17 protein-coding genes are annotated in these 16,057 nt (G+C 62.4%); 5 read left to right on the top strand and 12 right to left on the bottom strand.

Annotated elements, in window-relative coordinates; all coding sequences use genetic code 11:
* Position 1: 1 nt before the first annotated feature.
* From mobB to ACR0AO_RS17530, 3 genes are read right to left on the bottom strand one after another with little or no spacing between them, the layout of a single operon-like run.
* Positions 2–493 carry a molybdopterin-guanine dinucleotide biosynthesis protein B gene (mobB, locus tag ACR0AO_RS17540; RefSeq protein ID WP_480606224.1) on the bottom strand — a complete coding sequence of 164 codons (492 nt, stop codon included), beginning with the start codon at positions 491–493 and terminating at the stop codon, positions 2–4.
* Positions 490–1,131: a molybdenum cofactor guanylyltransferase MobA gene (gene mobA, locus ACR0AO_RS17535; protein ID WP_480606222.1), complete on the bottom strand. Its 642-nt coding sequence runs from the start codon at positions 1,129–1,131 to the stop codon at positions 490–492. Before mobA ends, mobB begins: the two co-directional genes overlap by 4 nt.
* Before the next feature lie 4 nt (positions 1,132–1,135).
* Entirely contained in the window at positions 1,136–2,026 is an 891-nt protein-coding gene (locus ACR0AO_RS17530) for a formate dehydrogenase accessory sulfurtransferase FdhD (RefSeq protein ID WP_480606460.1), read from the bottom strand.
* 49 nt (positions 2,027–2,075) lie between these two features.
* Between ACR0AO_RS17530 and ACR0AO_RS17525 the strand changes: the two genes are divergently transcribed.
* Entirely contained in the window at positions 2,076–2,792 is a 717-nt protein-coding gene (locus tag ACR0AO_RS17525) for an AzlC family ABC transporter permease (protein ID WP_480606219.1), read from the top strand.
* On the top strand, positions 2,789–3,121 hold the full coding sequence (locus ACR0AO_RS17520; protein WP_480606217.1) for an AzlD domain-containing protein: 333 nt from the start codon (positions 2,789–2,791) through the stop codon (positions 3,119–3,121). The genes ACR0AO_RS17525 and ACR0AO_RS17520 overlap by 4 nt, the downstream gene beginning before the upstream one ends.
* A 3-nt stretch (positions 3,122–3,124) precedes the next feature.
* Here the strand turns inward: ACR0AO_RS17520 and ACR0AO_RS17515 are convergent, their stop codons facing one another.
* The 7 genes from ACR0AO_RS17515 to ACR0AO_RS17485 all read right to left on the bottom strand — a co-directional run bounded on the left by ACR0AO_RS17515 (position 3,125) and on the right by ACR0AO_RS17485 (position 9,620).
* A complete protein-coding gene (locus ACR0AO_RS17515; RefSeq protein ID WP_480606214.1) occupies positions 3,125–3,754 on the bottom strand; it encodes a hypothetical protein in 630 nt (209 codons plus the stop codon).
* Between the two features lie 15 nt (positions 3,755–3,769).
* Positions 3,770–3,904, bottom strand: a complete 135-nt coding sequence (locus ACR0AO_RS17510) for an aa3-type cytochrome c oxidase subunit IV (protein ID WP_480606212.1) — start codon at positions 3,902–3,904, stop codon at positions 3,770–3,772.
* 63 nt (positions 3,905–3,967) lie between these two features.
* Entirely contained in the window at positions 3,968–4,528 is a 561-nt protein-coding gene (locus ACR0AO_RS17505) for a hypothetical protein (protein ID WP_480606209.1), read from the bottom strand.
* Positions 4,515–6,353 carry a glycerophosphodiester phosphodiesterase family protein gene (locus ACR0AO_RS17500; RefSeq protein ID WP_480606206.1) on the bottom strand — a complete coding sequence of 613 codons (1,839 nt, stop codon included), beginning with the start codon at positions 6,351–6,353 and terminating at the stop codon, positions 4,515–4,517. The genes ACR0AO_RS17505 and ACR0AO_RS17500 overlap by 14 nt, the downstream gene beginning before the upstream one ends.
* Positions 6,354–6,414: 61 nt before the next feature.
* Positions 6,415–6,867 (bottom strand): DUF6173 family protein, encoded by a 453-nt coding sequence (locus ACR0AO_RS17495; protein WP_480606204.1) that lies wholly within the window; start codon positions 6,865–6,867, stop codon positions 6,415–6,417.
* A gap of 3 nt (positions 6,868–6,870) precedes the next feature.
* Complete coding sequence (locus ACR0AO_RS17490) at positions 6,871–7,917, bottom strand: MBL fold metallo-hydrolase (RefSeq protein ID WP_480606201.1); 1,047 nt, start codon at positions 7,915–7,917, stop codon at positions 6,871–6,873.
* Positions 7,917–9,620, bottom strand: coding sequence for an acyl-CoA dehydrogenase (locus ACR0AO_RS17485; protein ID WP_480606198.1), 1,704 nt, complete (start codon positions 9,618–9,620; stop codon positions 7,917–7,919). The genes ACR0AO_RS17490 and ACR0AO_RS17485 overlap by 1 nt, the downstream gene beginning before the upstream one ends.
* 136 nt (positions 9,621–9,756) lie before the next feature.
* Here ACR0AO_RS17485 and ACR0AO_RS17480 point away from each other — a divergent pair, with 136 nt between their 5' ends.
* Entirely contained in the window at positions 9,757–10,707 is a 951-nt protein-coding gene (locus ACR0AO_RS17480; RefSeq protein ID WP_480606195.1) for an L-threonylcarbamoyladenylate synthase, read from the top strand.
* Here the strand turns inward: ACR0AO_RS17480 and ACR0AO_RS17475 are convergent, their stop codons facing one another.
* Positions 10,708–11,262 (bottom strand): YqgE/AlgH family protein, encoded by a 555-nt coding sequence (locus tag ACR0AO_RS17475; RefSeq protein ID WP_480606192.1) that lies wholly within the window; start codon positions 11,260–11,262, stop codon positions 10,708–10,710.
* Positions 11,263–11,419: 157 nt separating this feature from the next.
* Between ACR0AO_RS17475 and ACR0AO_RS17470 the strand changes: the two genes are divergently transcribed.
* The gene (locus ACR0AO_RS17470) at positions 11,420–12,220 is read left to right on the top strand and encodes a protein-disulfide reductase DsbD domain-containing protein (RefSeq protein ID WP_480606189.1); all 801 of its coding nucleotides are present in this window, start codon (positions 11,420–11,422) and stop codon (positions 12,218–12,220) included.
* Between the two features lie 3 nt (positions 12,221–12,223).
* Positions 12,224–12,643, top strand: coding sequence for an NUDIX hydrolase (locus ACR0AO_RS17465; RefSeq protein WP_480606186.1), 420 nt, complete (start codon positions 12,224–12,226; stop codon positions 12,641–12,643).
* A gap of 10 nt (positions 12,644–12,653) precedes the next feature.
* Here ACR0AO_RS17465 and ACR0AO_RS17460 read toward each other — a convergent pair whose 3' ends face one another.
* Positions 12,654–16,055: an efflux RND transporter permease subunit gene (locus tag ACR0AO_RS17460; RefSeq protein WP_480606183.1), complete on the bottom strand. Its 3,402-nt coding sequence runs from the start codon at positions 16,053–16,055 to the stop codon at positions 12,654–12,656.
* Positions 16,056–16,057: the final 2 nt, after the last annotated feature.

Here is a 16,057-nt window from a genome sequence, read left to right as displayed (position 1 = left end):
GTCACAAACCGACCTCGGCAAGGATGAAATCGGCGATGGCGCCCGTGTCGTTCAGATCGAACACCGGACGGTCCAGATCCAGCGGCGTGTCGCTTGCCACCGCCCGGATACTCGCATCCCCCGGCGCGATCAGATCATTGCCCGGCTCGGCGCGATAGGCTTCGATCTTGGGATGGCCCTCGCGCTTGTAACCCTCGATCAGCACCAGATCGACGGGCGACAGACGGGTCAGCAGGTCCGACAGCCGTGGCTCGGGCGCACCGCGCAGTTCCTGCATATGGGCCACCCGGTATTGCGAGGCCAACAGCACCTCGGCCGCCCCCGCCTGCCGGTGGCGCCAGCTGTCGCGGCCCGGATGGTCCACGTCAAAGGAATGATGCGCGTGCTTGACGGTCGAGACACTGAAACCGCGCCCGGTGATCTCGGCCACCAGCCGCTCCATCAACCCGGTCTTGCCCGCATTCTTCCAGCCGGTGACGCCATAGATCCTCATGCCTGCTCCAGCAGTTTTTCCGCCCGCGCCAGATCGTCAGGCGTGTTGACGTTGAAGAACGGATCGAAGCCGTCTACCGGAAACAACGCCTCGCGCCCGTCATGTTTGTCGGTCCACAGCACCACCTTGCGCAAGCCCTCGTTCAGCTCCGCGCGCAGATCGTCGCGCAAGGCGACGGGCCACAGGCCAAAGGTCGGATGACGGTTCACCTTGCCCCTGCCACCCGATTTCAACTCTGCCCCCGTACGTGGCGTGGTTGCCAACACCAATGGGTGCGCCTGCCCATGGGCAGCGGCCATCAGCCGCGTCACCAGATCACGCGGAAAGAATGGCGTGTCGGCAGCGGCAGTGACGATGCAGTCGGCACCTTGTTCGGCGGCCCAGTCCAGCCCCGCCAGAACTCCGGCCAAGGGCCCGGCGAACCCTTCGATGGAATCGGCAATCACCGGCAGGCCCAGATCGGCAAACCGCCCCGCATCGCCGTTGGCGTTTAGCGCCATTGCCCCCACCTGCGGCCCCAGCCGGTCGATGACACGAGACAGCAACGGTTTGCCACCCAGCAACAGCCGCCCCTTGTCGCCACCGCCCATCCGGGTGGCAAGACCGCCAGCCAAAATGACACCCATAGGTTCTTTCATTGGCTTATCCATCCGCACTCTTCCGCCGATGTTTCCTGTCCTCGACCGGCACCGTTGCCGGGTCCACGTCGCGCACCAGCCGATCCTCACCCGACAGACAGACAAACCGTTGCCCGCGCATACGACCGATCAGGGTCAGGCCGACCTCGCGCGCGATCTCGACGCCCCATGCGGTGAATCCCGATCGCGATGCCAGCACCGGGATGCCCATCATCGCGGTCTTGATCACCATTTCGGACGTCAGCCGCCCGGTGGTGTAAAGGATCTTGTCCGCCGCCGCCGCGTTCTCGGACAGCATCCAGCCCGCGATCTTGTCAACCGCGTTGTGGCGGCCCACATCCTCCATATAGACCAGCGGGCGATTTTCACGGCACAGGACCGTGCCGTGAATCGCACCGGCTTCCAGATAGAGTGACGGTGTTCGGTTGATTTTTGCCGCCAGATCATAAAGCCACGAGGTCCGCACCGTCACCTGCGGCAGCGTCACGCCCTCCAGCCCCTCCATCATGTCGCCGAATACCGTGCCCACGGCACAGCCGCTGGTACGCGTTTTCTTCTTCAGCTTGTCCTCATACGAGGTCTCAAGCGCAGTGCGCACCACGACTGTTTCCAGATCGTCGTCATAGTCGACGCGCACGATTTCGTCATCCGGGCGCAGCATCCCCTGATTGCGCAGAAAGCCCAGCGCCAGGTACTCGGGATAATCCCCGATGGTCATCGCGGTGACGATTTCTTGTGAGTTGAGAAAGATCGTCAGGGGACGTTCCTCAACCACCGAGATGCGGCTGGCCTTACCATTCTGATCGACGCCATCGACGGCGCGCGTCAGCCGTGCCGCACTCGGGTCGGGCGCGATTATGTAGTCCGACAGGTCCGTTTCTGTGGCCAATTGCATCCCTTTCCCAAGCCCGCTACTGCTGTCGCGGTCACCATAGGATCTAGGCATGGCATTCACCACATCCAAATCCTACTACTGGAAGGGTTTTCGCGACGGATTTCCCTTTGTCTTCGTGGCAATCCCGTTCGGCACCCTGTTCGGCGTGTTCGCAACCGAGGCCGGGCTGAACATCGTCCAGACCATGACCTTTACCGCGACGGTGTTTGCCGGCGCGGCGCAGTTCGCCGCGCTGCAGCTGCTACAGGACAATGCGCCGACCGTGATCGTGCTTGCCTCGGCGTTGGCGGTGAACCTGCGGGTGGCGATGTACTCGGCCTCTCTGACCCCCTATCTCGGGGCAGCGCCGCTGTGGCAGCGCGCCTGCGCGGCGTATTTCGTCGTCGATCAGTCCTATGCCTGTAGCATCGTCCGGTTCGAGCGCGAGCCTGACCTGTCCGTTCGGGACAGGATGGCCTATTTCTTCGGTACAATTTCGCCAATTGCGCCGCTTTGGTATCTGTGCACCTATCTCGGCGCGGTTCTGGGCACGCAGATTCCGGAAAGCTGGGCGCTGGATTTCGCCCTTCCGATCACCTTCCTGTCGATGATCGGCCCCATGCTGCGCACCCTGCCCCACGTCATCGCCGCCCTCGTCGCGATCACCGTTTCTCTGCTCACGGTCTGGGTGCCGTTCAACCTCGGCCTGCTGATTGCCGGTTGCGCCGGGATGATGGCGGGGGCTCAGGCCGAATTGGCGCTGAAGCATCGAAAGGTCCGGTCATGACCCAGATCGACGCCACCACCATGTGGATCGTGATCGTCGGCCTCGCGGTGGGCAGCTTTGCCTTGCGGTTCGTCTTTATCGGGCTGGTCGGAAACCGGCCGATGCCGGAATGGCTGTTGCGGCATCTGCGCTATACCGCCGTGGCAATCCTGCCCGCGCTCATTGCTCCGCTGGTGGTCTGGCCATCGGCCACCGATGGCCAACCCGACCTGCCCCGGATGAGCGCCGCCACCATGGCGATCATTGTCGGATTGCTGACCAAGAATGTGCTGGCCGCGATCTTTGCGGGCGCGACGACATTGTATGGCTTGCTCTATCTGCTGGGCTGAGCGTCAGTACTGGGAAGTGGCCTGCTCGTTGAGCTTTGCGTTGTTGGCCGCGATGCCTTTTTGCAGATCCTCGTCGTCATACTCATAGTAGCGCTCGGTCACCGCGCCCGGCAAATCGCCGAACTGATCGGCCAGCCTCACCGGCTGCAGCACCGGTCTGATGTCTTCGAACCCGGGCACCTGCCTGAGCAGACGTCCCGTGTAATTGGCGCAGAAGGCCCCCGGCACCGGCCCCATTTGTTTGGCCAACAGATAGGCCGCTTCGGCCTGTTCCTGTGTCACTTCCAGTTCCTGAACGATCACATGAAAGGTCGAGCGCGCATGCGATCCGCGATAGGCTTTTTCCACGGCAGGCGTGATGCCGTAAAGCACATCGTCCCGCTCGGGCACGCTGTCGGCGCGAAACGAACCTGCAGGGTCAAAAATCACCCTTTCGGAGGCGTTGATCATCAGTGATGCATGCCCGCCCGAACCGGTACGGTTGTTCACCATGGTGTACAATGTCAGCTTTGCCGGCCCAGGAGCGCGATAACGAACGGCTGCAATGGTCTCGTAATCCGCCTGCGGCGCGCTTTGTCTGGAACACGCCGCCGCCAAAAGCAACAAAGCGCATGCCGTCACGATCCGACGCATGAGATATTTGCCCGATCAGGAGGCGAAAACCGCCAGGAAAAGCAGGACGAAGAGAATGACCGCGACCGTCCAGATCATGAACTTGACGAAGCCGTTGAAGGTTTCGTTCTGAACCTTGATGTCCATTTCGCCTTGTTTGTATTCAGCCATGTTTTCAATTCCTATTCGCGTGTTTAACGCTGGATAGTGGATTCTTTCGCCTGTGTCACGACGTCAATCGCGCGCAGGGGCCAAAGTGTCGAACGGAGTACAGCCGGGATAGCCGTACCCCCAACGCCATGGAGTGCCGGTGCAGGGGCCGCCACCGAAGCGAACGGCCAGGTACATGGCCTGGGCAATGGCGTCATAGGCCAGGCGCACCTGCTCGGGCTCGGCATTCAGACGAGCGGCAATTTCCTCCGCCCTGTCTTCGCCATTCTGCAACACGCAGGCTTTCAACTCGGCATCTGCCGCCAGCCGGGCCTCAAAGCTGGCACTGGCCTGATCGGCCCCGCCTGCATCATGATAGGCCTTGTCATGCGTGACGCAGCAATCTTCCCATGGCGGCGCCGCCTGATATGTTCTGGCGAAGTCCGGAAAGACATCCGCCGCAAACCCCCAGACCGACGACATGCCGCCCGAGCACCCGTCCGTTTCGAAGGGGCGCAATTCCGCAGAGGCCCGCGTCAGCATCAAAGCGCGATGAGACGGCAGTTCGACGGTCCGGATCAGGTCCTGCGCGCTTGCCGGCGCCGCCAGACAGCACAGCACCGCGAAAAGTTTAAGGGCTGTCATCGCGCATCTGCTTTGCATCAATCTCCATCCCCAGTTCGCCCGCGAGCCAGAGCATCAGCCGTTCCGCCGGACCAAGCTCTGCGCGGGTTTTCAGCACCTGCCGGGCCAGGGCCGGTTTGTCGGTGATCAGGCCATCAACCCCCATCGACGCCATTTGCGACATCTGAATCGGATCATTGACCGTCCAGACATAAAAATCCTTGCCCGCGTCATGGACCGACCGGATCAGCCCAGGCGACGCCATGTTCGCATTCACGGCGATGAAATCAGCGTCCAGCCCCGCAATGTTGCCCACGGCGGTCGCCGCCAGAACTCCGGTACGCCAATCGGGGCGCAGCGCGCGCATCTTCTGCACGGCAGGGTATTTCAGCGACATGGTGGCCACGTCGTTTTCCATCCCCAGATCCTCGACAATCCCAACAACCCGGTTTTCCAGGTCCTCGTCGTGGCCATAGTATTTCAGTTCGATGATGACCTTGGATTTCCCGCGCGCCGCCGCCAGAACATCGCGCAGGGTGGGGGTGCGCTCATCGGCGAATTCCGGATCAAACCAACTGCCGATGTCGATGTCATCCAGATCAGACATGGTGGCGTCCCACACTTTCAGATTGGTCTGCGCCAGTTTCATGAAATCGCTGTCATGTGCCACCACGACGATACCGTCCGCTGTCTCCTGCACGTCGATCTCGACCCAGTCGGCGCCGTCATCGATGGCCTTCAATACCGATGCCATGGTGTTTTCCGGCCGCAGCGCCGCAGCGCCGCGGTGACCGATGACGTCAACCGAGTCGGTTGCCTGAACTTTCTCCAGCAGGTTGTTGCTCAGCCAGAAACCCGACAGAACCGCGATACCGGAAAGGGCGACCAGCCCGATCAACCCTGCCCGGATACTTCCACTTGCGACGGGTGCCTGCAGCTTGACCTCACCCTGATAAAACCCGTCCAGCACCGCAGCCAGAGCCCCCAGGACAATCGCCGCCAAAACCAGACCGGCCAGGGACCAAAGCCCCGCGACCGCCAGAGATATCGACAGAGCAAGGCGCAAGTTCGTACCCTGATTCAGCGGGATCAGACCCAGAACGCCGCTTGCCACCGCGCCGATCAGCGCCGCGATGGCAACCCGTACGGCAAGCCACAATACGAGCTTGATTTTCAGGCGACCCTGATGCCCGGCCATCCTGCGCGCACTTTCTGCGAATGCGGCCTTGGGGGCAATCCGCTCGAACAGAACCAGATGCAGGGAAAGCGCCCATGCGGACAAACGCCAGATTAGTAACCACGTCATGACCAGCAGAACCGCACCGATCAGCGCCACGGCGGCCCAGAACGCGGGCGGGTGAAAGGTCAGGTAATAGTTGATGTCGTACTCGGTAAGCGTCCACCACGCGATCAGCGCACCAAGCGCGGCAAACGGCAGGACGAACAGCAACACACGCAGCACGAATCGCAGCGCAAATTCCAGCAGACGCGGCAGGCGCGCAATCACCAGCGCCAGTGCCGAACGGCCCGCGCTCCACAGGTCGGCCTTGCCCATGCGCAGGCAGGCGGCCATGACTGCAAAGCCGAGAACCTCGGCCACCAGCAACAGGCTGAGGAGAGCCAGCGTGACCAGAAACCCCACCGGCGTCAGAATGAACATCGCGATGTCCTGATCCGTCAGCGCCGACTGATCGGACAACAAAACCGCCAGATTGACAACAACCGCCAGCGCCGGAGCAATCACCGCCAGCACCATCAGGCGTAAAATCAGATAAAGCGGTACGAATATCCGCTTACGGGACCAGGCCGCCCGGTAGGCGTTTGTTACTGTTGCAAAATGCGTCACGCGTTGAACTCCTGAACAATGCAGTCATTCAATGCCGTGCCCGCCCGAAATGCAAGTAAGGTCAGTCGCCTTCGAGATCGGCCGCCAGACGGAATCCGATGCGTTGGGCCGGTTCGTCCTCGACCGTCTTGGGCAGCGCCCGCAGCATCACGTTCAATTGGCTGACATGCTGGACAAGCTGGGTCTTGGCCCCGGTGGCGTCCGAGCCATAGAACGTCACGATGTCGGGATCGAAATAGCCCATCCCTTCGATCCGCAGCACGCCCGCATCGCCGCCGGTATAGCCCATCGCCACCTCCTGGCTGTTGTCGAGCTGCTTTTCGAAGTTCTGGATATACAGGATCAGCCGTTCATAGGCCCATTGCGCCGGGCTTTTGGTTTCGACCGGCGCCTGCAGCGGCTTGGGCAGATCCTTGGGGCCGTTACCCTCGGCCGGGTCCGTGTGTACCTCGTAGCAACGCGGTATGGCCGCGGCTTCGGCGGCCTCGGCGGAAGTTTCGATCTTGTCGTCCATCTCTCACCCGTTGCGTTGGTACAGCCAGGCCCCGTCGGCGCGTCGCGTCCGGGTCACAGCCCCAATGTGGTAGAGATGGTTCACATGCGCAACCGCTTCGACCAGTGCCAGGCCATATTCGCCTTCGCCGATGTTTCGCTTGAACAGCGGTGCAAAACAGTCAGCGGCCGGTTTCGGCGCGTCCAGATGATCCAAAAGGCGTTCCAGCGCACCGTGATGATTGTCGATCAATTGCCGCATTCGCGTGGGCAGACCGGTGAACGGCAGCTTGTGTCCGCCCAGCGTAAGGTGCTCGGGCCGGGCCAGAGGTTCCAGCCGTTCGCAGGCTTCCAGCCATTCCGCCACCGGATCGGCCAGTGGTTCAGTGGCATAGACGCCGATGTTGGGGCTGATCGAACTGAGGATCTGATCGCCGGTAATTACCAGGTTGTCGTTCCGGCTCCAGAATGTGGCATGCTCGGGGGCGTGGCCGTTGCCCATGTGCACATCCCAGTCGCGCCCGCCCATGCGGAGCACATCGCCCTGCCGTATGCGCGTGAAGCCGAGCGGCATCGAGTGAACCATGTCGGCGAAATTGAACGGTCGCTCGGACATCCGCTTTTCCAGAATCTCCGGCACCATGCCCGCGCTGCGGTAATAGTCCAGCGTTTCAGCGGGCCAGTTTTCCTGCACATCCAGCGTCAGCATCCGCGCGAACAGCCAGGCCGTTCGCGTGGTGACGAGTTCCGCCCCGTGAACGGATTGAAACCAGCCCGCATTGCCGATGTGATCGGGATGATGATGCGTGACCACGACACGCCGGACCGGCCTGCCGCCCAGCGGCCCGGCCATCACCTGTTCCCAGATGTTGCGTGATTTTCGCGAGGAAAACCCGGTATCGATGATCGTCCAGCCGTCACCGTCATCCAGCGCATAGACGTTGACGTGATCCAGCTTCATCGGCAGTGGCAGGCGCATCCAAAGAACGCCCTGAGCCACTTCGATGGCTTCTCCGGTCCGGGGTGGTTCTGTCCAGGGATACCGCATGGCAATCGACTGCGTCCCGTCCATCAGGCCACCAACTCGTCAGCGCTGAGCGCATAGAGGTCGGTCGCCCCGTTCTGCGCCTGCGCCAGCAAGCCCGCATGCTCGGGCAGCAATGCGTTGATATAAAACCGGGCCAGCCTGGCGCGCGGGCCATCGGGATCGGCCAGCGCCGCCGACAGGTGATAGTGCCCGCCCAACACCCGCGCAAAGGCGCGCAGGTACGGCAGTGCCCCGGCAAAGCGTTCGGTCATGTCTTCCTGCCCCACCAGCCATTCGGTTGCTTCGCGCAGCGACTCGGTCGCCTCCCACACAGGCCCCGCCAGGTCCGGCAAGGTCGCGCGGGCCGCTTCGGCCTGTGCCTCGATCTCGTCGAGCAGGCGCGAGGCCGCCTCACCGCCGTCCATCATCTTGCGTCCGACGAGGTCCATCGCCTGAATGCCATTGGTGCCTTCATAAATCGCGGTCACGCGCACATCACGGTAATACTGCGCGGCACCGGTTTCTTCGATGAACCCCATGCCGCCATGCACCTGCACCCCGGTTTCGGCGACCCGGATGCCGGTTTCGGTGCCAAAAACCTTGGCGATCGGCGTCAGCAGCGCCGCGCGCGCCGTCCATTCGGCGTCACCGCTGGCCTTGGCCATGTCCAGTGCGACCGCAGTGTCCAAAAGGATCGCGCGCGCGGCGAATATGTCCGCCCGCATCTCCATCAGCATACGGCGCACATCCGCGTGGTCGATGATCGTGCCCGAGGGTGTCTTGCCCTGTCTGCGCTCTTGCGCATAGGCCAACGCATGCTGATAGGCCCCTTCGGCCGCACCGACGCCCTGCCCGCCGACACCCAAACGCGCGTTGTTCATCATCGTGAACATTGCCGCCATGCCGCCATGTTCGGCACCGACGAGCCAGCCCGTAGCCCCGTCATACTGCATCACGCAGGTGGGCGAGCCGTGCAGGCCCAGCTTGTGTTCCAGCGACACTACCTTGAGGCTGTTCGCGACGCCGGGGTTTCCGTTTTCGTCCGGAATGAATTTGGGCACCAGAAACAGTGATATCCCCTTGGTGCCCGGCACCCCATCCGGCAGGCGCGCCAGGACCAGATGGCACACGTTTTCGCAAAAGTCGTTGTCGCCCCAGGAAATAAAGATCTTTTGCCCGCTTATGGCATAGGTTCCGTCGCCATTGGGTTCGGCTTTGGATGACAGTGCGCCCACGTCCGATCCGGCCTGTGCCTCGGTCAGGTTCATCGTCCCCGACCATTCACCCGAGATCAGCTTGGGCAGGTAAAGCGCCTTCAGCTCACCACTCGCGTGATGTTCCAGCGCCTCGATCTGGCCCTGGCTCATCAGCGGGGCGAGTTGCAGCGACAGGCAGGCCGCGCTCATCATCTCGTTGACGGCGGTCGCCACCGTCGTGGGCAGTCCCATACCGCCGAACTCCGGGTCGCTGCTCATCCCGATCCAGCCGCCTTCGGCAATCGCCCGCCATCCGTCGGCATAACCCGGCGAGGTGCGCAGCACGCCGTTTTCCAGCCGGGCGGGTTCCAGATCGCCGGGGCGCTGCAGGGGCGACATGACCTCTTCGCACATTTTCCCGGCTTCGGTCAGAATGGCACCGACCACATCCGGGCTGGCCTCGGCAAACAATTCGCTCGTGGCCACCTGATCGAAACCGACCACGTGTTCGAACAGAAATGCATAGTCGGTGGTCGGGGCGCGATACGGCATGGCTTTCCTCGGAACTTTTCTCGGCTTTCACAAGCGCGGGCTTGGATTCTGCCGCCCGCGTCAGTAAGGATCGGAGCTTGATCGATTACCTATCTATCGTGATCTTGCAAGCAACTAAAACGCCGCGTCATTGCCCATGAACCCCTGCGTCACCGAATATCTGACCGCCGATCCTGCGGGGCTGAGCCGCGCTGCCGAACTGCTGCGCGACGGGCGGCTGGTCGCGTTTCCCACGGAAACGGTCTATGGGCTGGGCGGCGACGCGCGCAACGGAGAGGCGGTCGCGGCAATCTATGCCGCCAAGGGACGGCCCAGTTTCAACCCGCTGATTGCGCATGTGGCATCGGTCGAAGCGGCGCGGCGCTATGTGGATTGGAGCGAGGGCGCACAGCGGCTGGCCGATGCGTTCTGGCCCGGCCCCCTGACGCTGGTCCTGCCGTTGCGTCCGGGGCACGGAATTTCCTCGCTGGTGACCGCCGGGCTGGGCACGCTGGCGGTTCGGGTTCCCGCCCATGCGACAGCGCATGCGTTGTTGGCGGCCTTCGATGGCCCGGTCGCGGCACCCTCGGCCAACCCTTCGGGGCGGATCAGCCCGACCACCGCCGGGCACGTCTGCGCCGGTCTGGATGGCCGGATTGCTGCGGTTCTGGATGACGGACCCTGCGGCGTGGGGCTGGAATCAACCATCGTCGGTCTGGCCGGAGAGCCATCACTATTGCGACCCGGCGGCATCGCGGCGGAACGGGTTGAAGCGGTTCTCGGCGCACCGCTGCATCACTATGAAGCCGGTGATGCGCTTACGGCGCCGGGCCAGCTTTTGTCACACTATGCGCCGGACGCACCGGTACGCCTGAATGCGCGCAACCGGCGGGGCGAGGAAATCCTGCTGGGGTTCGGACCTGTCGATTGCGATCTGAATCTGTCGGAAACCGGCAACCTGGCCGAGGCGGCGGCCAATCTGTTTTCGGCCCTGCATCGGCTGAACGCGACAAGCCGTCCGATCGCGGTTACGGCAATTCCCGAATCCGGGCTGGGCGCCGCGATCAACGACCGCCTGCGCCGCGCCGCCGCGCCCAGACAGACCTGATCAGGCGTGGCCCGCACTGGCCGATAGCGTCAGGGGGTCCACGCCAAGCGTGGCGAGGGCCGCTTCCCACTTTTCCTCATCGGCAGTCTGAAACACCAATTCGGGCGAGGCATCGGTCGTGAGCCAGCCGTTCATCGAAATCTCATCTTCCAGCTGGCCCGGCCCCCAGCCGGAATATCCCAGCATCAGCATCGCCTCCTCCGGCCCTCTTCCAGAGGCGATGTCTTCGAGAATGTCCAAGGTGGCGGTCATGCTGAAACCTGCCTTGACCGGCATCGAGTGCAGGTTCGCTTCGTAATCCGAACTGTGCAGCACAAAACCGCGAGAGGTTTCCACAGGTCCGCCAAACCGCACCAGACGTTCGCCCACCACAGGGACTTCGCAAGGAATGTTCAGCTGCGACAGAAGCGCTTTGATGCGCAGGTCGGCGGGTTTGTTGACGATAAGCCCCATCGCCCCGTCATCGCCGTGGCTGCACAGATAGACCACCGAATGGTCGAAGCGCGGATCTCCCATTCCGGGCATCGCGATCAACAGTTTCCCCGTCAAATCCATCCGAACAATCTCTCACTGCTTACTTCTAGACAATGGCCCCGCTCCCCCCGGATTTGCAAGGCATGGACCCCGAATTTTCTAAGATTTCACAATCATGACCGGAACGTGACTTGGCATTTCCCGATTCAGGGCGCATGTAGTCCTTATGTCGAAACTGATGAAACTGGCATCCTGCGCCCTGACCGCCTGCCTGTCGTTTGCCTCGCCCGTGTTTTCCGGCGGGCTTGATGATGTCGTGCGGCTTGAAATCCTCGACGGTGGCGCCACCGGGAAAGGCACCTATCTGGGCGCCATCCGGCTGACGCTTGCGGAGGGCTGGAAGACCTATTGGCGCGCACCCGGCGACGCGGGCATTCCGCCTCAGTTCGACTGGCGGGGCTCCGACAATATCGGCGAAATCTCGATTACATGGCCGACACCGCATGTGTTCGATCAGAATGGGCTGCGGTCGATCGGCTACAAGGATCAGCTGGTACTGCCAATCGAGATCACGCCAGCCAGACCGGGCCGTCCGGTTCGCCTGAAGGGCGAGATGGATTTCGGTGTTTGCAGGGAGGTCTGCGTCCCCGGCAACCTCGGCTTCGATCATACGCTTACCGGCGAGGCCGGGCGCAATCCGGCAATTGCCGCGGCGATGGCGCAGCGCCCGTATTCCGAGCGCGAGGCCGGTGTTCAATCCGCCAGTTGCCGCCTGAAACCGACACAGAACGGAATGCAGATCGAGGCGAATATCGCGATGCCTTCGGCCGGTGGTGAGGAAATCGCAATTATCGAGCCGGGCGACCCGTCCCTTTGGGCGTCGGAAACCCGAACGAACCGGCAGGGAAACAGGCTGATCGCCAGTTCGGAACTGATCAGCAATTCCGGCAGCGCCTTTGCGCTGGACCGGTCGGAAGTCCGGATCACCGTGCTTGGGTCCAATCATGCAGTCGATATTCAGGGCTGTACCGCCGGGTAGCGTATGAACCGAACCCCTTCCATCGGCGCGCTGGCGGTCGTCATTCGTGACGATCATGTTCTTCTGGTGCAGCGCAGCAAGCAACCCGACGCGGGATTGTGGGGGTTTCCGGGCGGCCATGTGGAATGGGGCGAAACCGCGATGCAGGCCGCCGCGCGCGAGTTGCTGGAGGAGACCGGGGTCGTCGCGGAGCCGACCTCGTATCTCGACAATCTCGATCTGCTGCGGCATGACGACAGCGGCGATGTCACCAGCCACTATCTGCTGGTCGGGGTCGCCTGCCGGTATGTCAGCGGATCACCCGTCGCCGGGGACGACGCACTGGACGCCGCCTGGTTTCGCATCGAAGAGATTCGTCGCAATGCCCTGCCGATGAGCGCTCGCGTTCCCGATCTTTTGCTCACTGCGCTGGCGCGGAATTAGCCCACGCGCCTCAGACTTTTGTCCGCGCGGCCAGTCGTGGATAAAACAGCGCCGAAATCAGCACTACAGCCACGAGAATGACCAGCGCGCCGATCAGGAACAATCCTAATCCCGCCTGCGCGACGGTGGCCGTTTCCAGGGCCGGAGCAAGCCGGAGCAGCAATCCGGGCAGACCGCCATAAACCAGCGGCCACACCATTGTAGCGCCCAGCCAAACAAGCATGAGAGCCCCGGTTCCGGCCACAGTGGCACGCACCAGCGGGTCGGGACCACGAAGAGCCCGGCGCAGGGCCGTTAGCGGTCGGGCGAAATCGCGCTGTATCGCCAGAAGCGCCGGAACGACGATCAGGACCAGTATCATGCCAAAGCCCAAACCATAGACCAGCGTGATCACCGTGGGTTTGAGGAATTGGGCCTGTTGTGATTTTTCGTACAGCAGTGGCGCAAGGCCCAGGACCGTCGTCATCGTGGTCAGCATGACAGGGCGCAGACGATCCGCCGCGCCGTCGATGATCGACGGGATCAGCCCGCGTTCCTGCTGATATTCGTCAATCGTTGTCACCAGAACGATCGAGTCGTTGATGACGATGCCGGTCATGCCAAGCAATCCGACGACCGTGAACATGCTGAGCGGAACGTCCCAGATGTAGTGGCCCCAGATGGTTCCCACCAGCCCGAACGGAATGATCGCCATCACCACCAAAGGCCGGGTCCAGCTTGCGAAGACCCACGCCAGCACAAGATAAATCCCCGTCAGGCACAGGATCAGGCCCGTGCGCGCCTCGTTGAGGAACTCGTCCTCCTGCTCGCTCAGCCCGGCCATGCGCCATTCGACCTGACGCTCACTGGCGATTTTCGGCAGGATTTCATTTTCCAGGGCTGCGGTGATTTCCACTGCGCGGGCCGGATCGTCTTCGGCGATATCGCCAATCACCGAAATGACGCGCAGCCCGTTTTCGCGGCGGACCGTCGAAAACCCAACCCTGCGTTGCACCGAAACCACATCGGCCAACGGCACATAGACCCCCTCCGGCGTGCGCATGAGCGTGCGTTCGAGGAAGTCGGCCGACAGTTCATCCCGGGGCAGTTCCACCCGTATCTCGGAGCTGCGTGGTCCGTCCGGGAAGGTTGCCGCCTCGATCCCGTTCAGGCGGTTGCGCAGTGCGCGCCCAAGGGTTTCGATGGTAAAGCCCAACGCCTGTCCCTGGGGGGTCAGATCCAGAATGAATTCTTCCTTGTCATAGGCGAGGTTGTCCTCGAGCGCCGAAACTTCGGGGTATTTTATCAGCGCCGTCTGCAAGTCCTCGGAAGCGGCCTTGAGCGCGCTCACTTCCGCCCCCGAAAACTGCACGTCGATCGCATCGCCACCAGGACCCGAACGGTAGCCCCGGAAACTCAGGAATTCGGTCATGGGGTGGCGGTTCACGAAGTCCTGCAGCTCTCCGACGAACTCGAAGCTGGAATAAGGGCGCAAGTCGGCGTCGATCAGTTCGATCGAAATCCCGCCCAACAGATCGATGTCCTTGCCTTCGGCGGCGGACAGGCCCCACCCCGCGTTACCGCCGATTTCCGCCAGTACATAGTCGATGGGGTTTCGCCCGTGCCGCTCTTCATAGATTTTTCCAAGCTCTTCGGTCGCGCGTTGCAATTCGTGCATCATCGCCAGCGTGTCGGCGCGGGTGGCGCCTTCGACCATGATGAAATTGCCGGTAACCGATCCCCGTTCGGGGGCATTGAAAAAGCGCCAGTTCACGTCTCCCTGAATGAACAGCGCAAGCTGGCTAGCAAGGATGGCAACCACGCTTGCGAGTACCACATACCGCGCCCAGATGACCCATGCGATCAGAGGGCGGAACAGGTGGTCACGCATCCACCGGAAACCCCGGTTGACGACACGGTTCGGCAGGTCATACCAGTGCTCTTTCGCGGAATGGGCGATGGCATGGGACAGGTGGTTCGGCAAAATCAGGAAACATTCCACCAACGATGCCAGCAGCACCGCAATCACCGTAAAGGGAATGTCATAGATCAGTTCGCCGAACCGGCCGCCGATGGCGGTCAGGCCAAAGAAAGCGATAACGGTGGTGATTGTCGCGGCAAAGACCGGCATCGCCATGCGCGCGGCCGCGCGTTCGGAGGCGACGACCGGGTCTTCGCCCAGCCGGCGCGCCCGAAAATCGGCGTGTTCACCCACTACGATGGCGTCATCCACCACGATGCCCAATGTAATGATCAGCCCGAACAGCGACACCATGTTCAGCGAAATTCCGGCAATATACATGAACGAAATTGCCGCGAACATCGCGACCGGAATGCCGGCCGCCACCCAGAACGCGATGCGGGCGTTAAGGAACAGAAACAGCAAACACACGACCAGGGCCAGCCCCATGAGACCGTTGTCGACAAGGATATTGAGGCGGTCGGTGATCGCCTGCGCGCGGGTCCGTATCAGCTCGACCGTGACCCCATCCGGAAGACTGGCCTGCAACTGTGCCACGACATCTTCGACGGTGCGCTGAATCGCGATGGCATCGCCACGATCGGAGCGGTCCACGCGGATCGACATGGCGGGGTTTTCGCCCACATAGTAGCTGCGGTTGCGGGTCACGCCCTCGACCCGCACGGTGGCGACATCCTCGATCGTCAGAGTGGAGCCATCCGCAAAGGTGCGCAGCGCAATGCCGCGGATCTCTTCGGGCGTGCGTTTTTCGACGCCGGTTCGGATGCGCGCGTTGGCCCCGCTCACGTCTCCGGCGGGGTTCGCATCGACTTCGGCGGCGATGGCCGAAGCGATCCCGGCCATGCTGACATCATTGGCGATCAGCTGCGCGGTCGGCACCTCGACCACGATACGCGGCGCGGCGATCCCCCGGATCGTGGTCCGCGTCACGCCTGCATTGAAAAGCCGGGTGATCAGTTCGTCGGTGAACAGGGCAAGCTGTTCGGTCTCGACCGGCCCGGTGATGACGACATCGGTGACCCTGTCGCGCCATCCCCCGCGCCGGACGCCGGGCTCTTCAGCCTCTTCCGGCAGGTTGGTCACGCCGTCGATGACCGCCTGAACCTCGTCAACGGCACGGGACATGTCCCAACCCGGTTCGAATTCCAGCCGGATTCTCGCATCCCCCTCGCGCGATCTGGATTCCGAGCTTTGCACCCCGTCAACCGCCAGTAAGGCGGGTTCCAGTACCTGCACGATGGCATTGTCGACATCCTCGGGCCCGGCCCCTTCCCATTCGACAGTGACATCGACCCGCTCGGTGACGACATCGGGGAAAAACTGCGCCCGCATGTTCGGGATCGCCGCCGCCCCCATCACCAGCATGACGAGCAACAGCAGATTCGCAATCGTGCGGTGGCGTGTGAAATAGCTCAGAAGTCCGCCGGCCGCGCTTGGGATTTCGCGGATCATCG

The sequence above is a fragment of the Ruegeria sp. AF8 genome (assembly GCF_056541825.1).
This window is presented reverse-complemented; position numbering and strand designations above follow the sequence as displayed.

What these genes read in the sequence shown, in the direction of transcription:
- mobB (WP_480606224.1), bottom strand. Translation starts at nt 493, where the DNA reads ATGAGGATCTATGGCGTCACCGGCTGGAAGAATGCGGGCAAGACCGGG.
- mobA (WP_480606222.1), bottom strand. Translation starts at nt 1,131, where the DNA reads ATGAAAGAACCTATGGGTGTCATTTTGGCTGGCGGTCTTGCCACCCGG.
- ACR0AO_RS17530 (WP_480606460.1), bottom strand. Translation starts at nt 2,026, where the DNA reads ATGCAATTGGCCACAGAAACGGACCTGTCGGACTACATAATCGCGCCC.
- ACR0AO_RS17525 (WP_480606219.1), top strand. Translation starts at nt 2,076, where the DNA reads ATGGCATTCACCACATCCAAATCCTACTACTGGAAGGGTTTTCGCGAC.
- ACR0AO_RS17520 (WP_480606217.1), top strand. Translation starts at nt 2,789, where the DNA reads ATGACCCAGATCGACGCCACCACCATGTGGATCGTGATCGTCGGCCTC.
- ACR0AO_RS17515 (WP_480606214.1), bottom strand. Translation starts at nt 3,754, where the DNA reads ATGCGTCGGATCGTGACGGCATGCGCTTTGTTGCTTTTGGCGGCGGCG.
- ACR0AO_RS17510 (WP_480606212.1), bottom strand. Translation starts at nt 3,904, where the DNA reads ATGGCTGAATACAAACAAGGCGAAATGGACATCAAGGTTCAGAACGAA.
- ACR0AO_RS17505 (WP_480606209.1), bottom strand. Translation starts at nt 4,528, where the DNA reads ATGACAGCCCTTAAACTTTTCGCGGTGCTGTGCTGTCTGGCGGCGCCG.
- ACR0AO_RS17495 (WP_480606204.1), bottom strand. Translation starts at nt 6,867, where the DNA reads ATGGACGACAAGATCGAAACTTCCGCCGAGGCCGCCGAAGCCGCGGCC.
- ACR0AO_RS17490 (WP_480606201.1), bottom strand. Translation starts at nt 7,917, where the DNA reads ATGGACGGGACGCAGTCGATTGCCATGCGGTATCCCTGGACAGAACCA.
- ACR0AO_RS17485 (WP_480606198.1), bottom strand. Translation starts at nt 9,620, where the DNA reads ATGCCGTATCGCGCCCCGACCACCGACTATGCATTTCTGTTCGAACAC.
- ACR0AO_RS17480 (WP_480606195.1), top strand. Translation starts at nt 9,757, where the DNA reads ATGAACCCCTGCGTCACCGAATATCTGACCGCCGATCCTGCGGGGCTG.
- ACR0AO_RS17475 (WP_480606192.1), bottom strand. Translation starts at nt 11,262, where the DNA reads ATGGATTTGACGGGGAAACTGTTGATCGCGATGCCCGGAATGGGAGAT.
- ACR0AO_RS17470 (WP_480606189.1), top strand. Translation starts at nt 11,420, where the DNA reads ATGAAACTGGCATCCTGCGCCCTGACCGCCTGCCTGTCGTTTGCCTCG.
- ACR0AO_RS17465 (WP_480606186.1), top strand. Translation starts at nt 12,224, where the DNA reads ATGAACCGAACCCCTTCCATCGGCGCGCTGGCGGTCGTCATTCGTGAC.
- ACR0AO_RS17460 (WP_480606183.1), bottom strand. Translation starts at nt 16,055, where the DNA reads ATGATCCGCGAAATCCCAAGCGCGGCCGGCGGACTTCTGAGCTATTTC.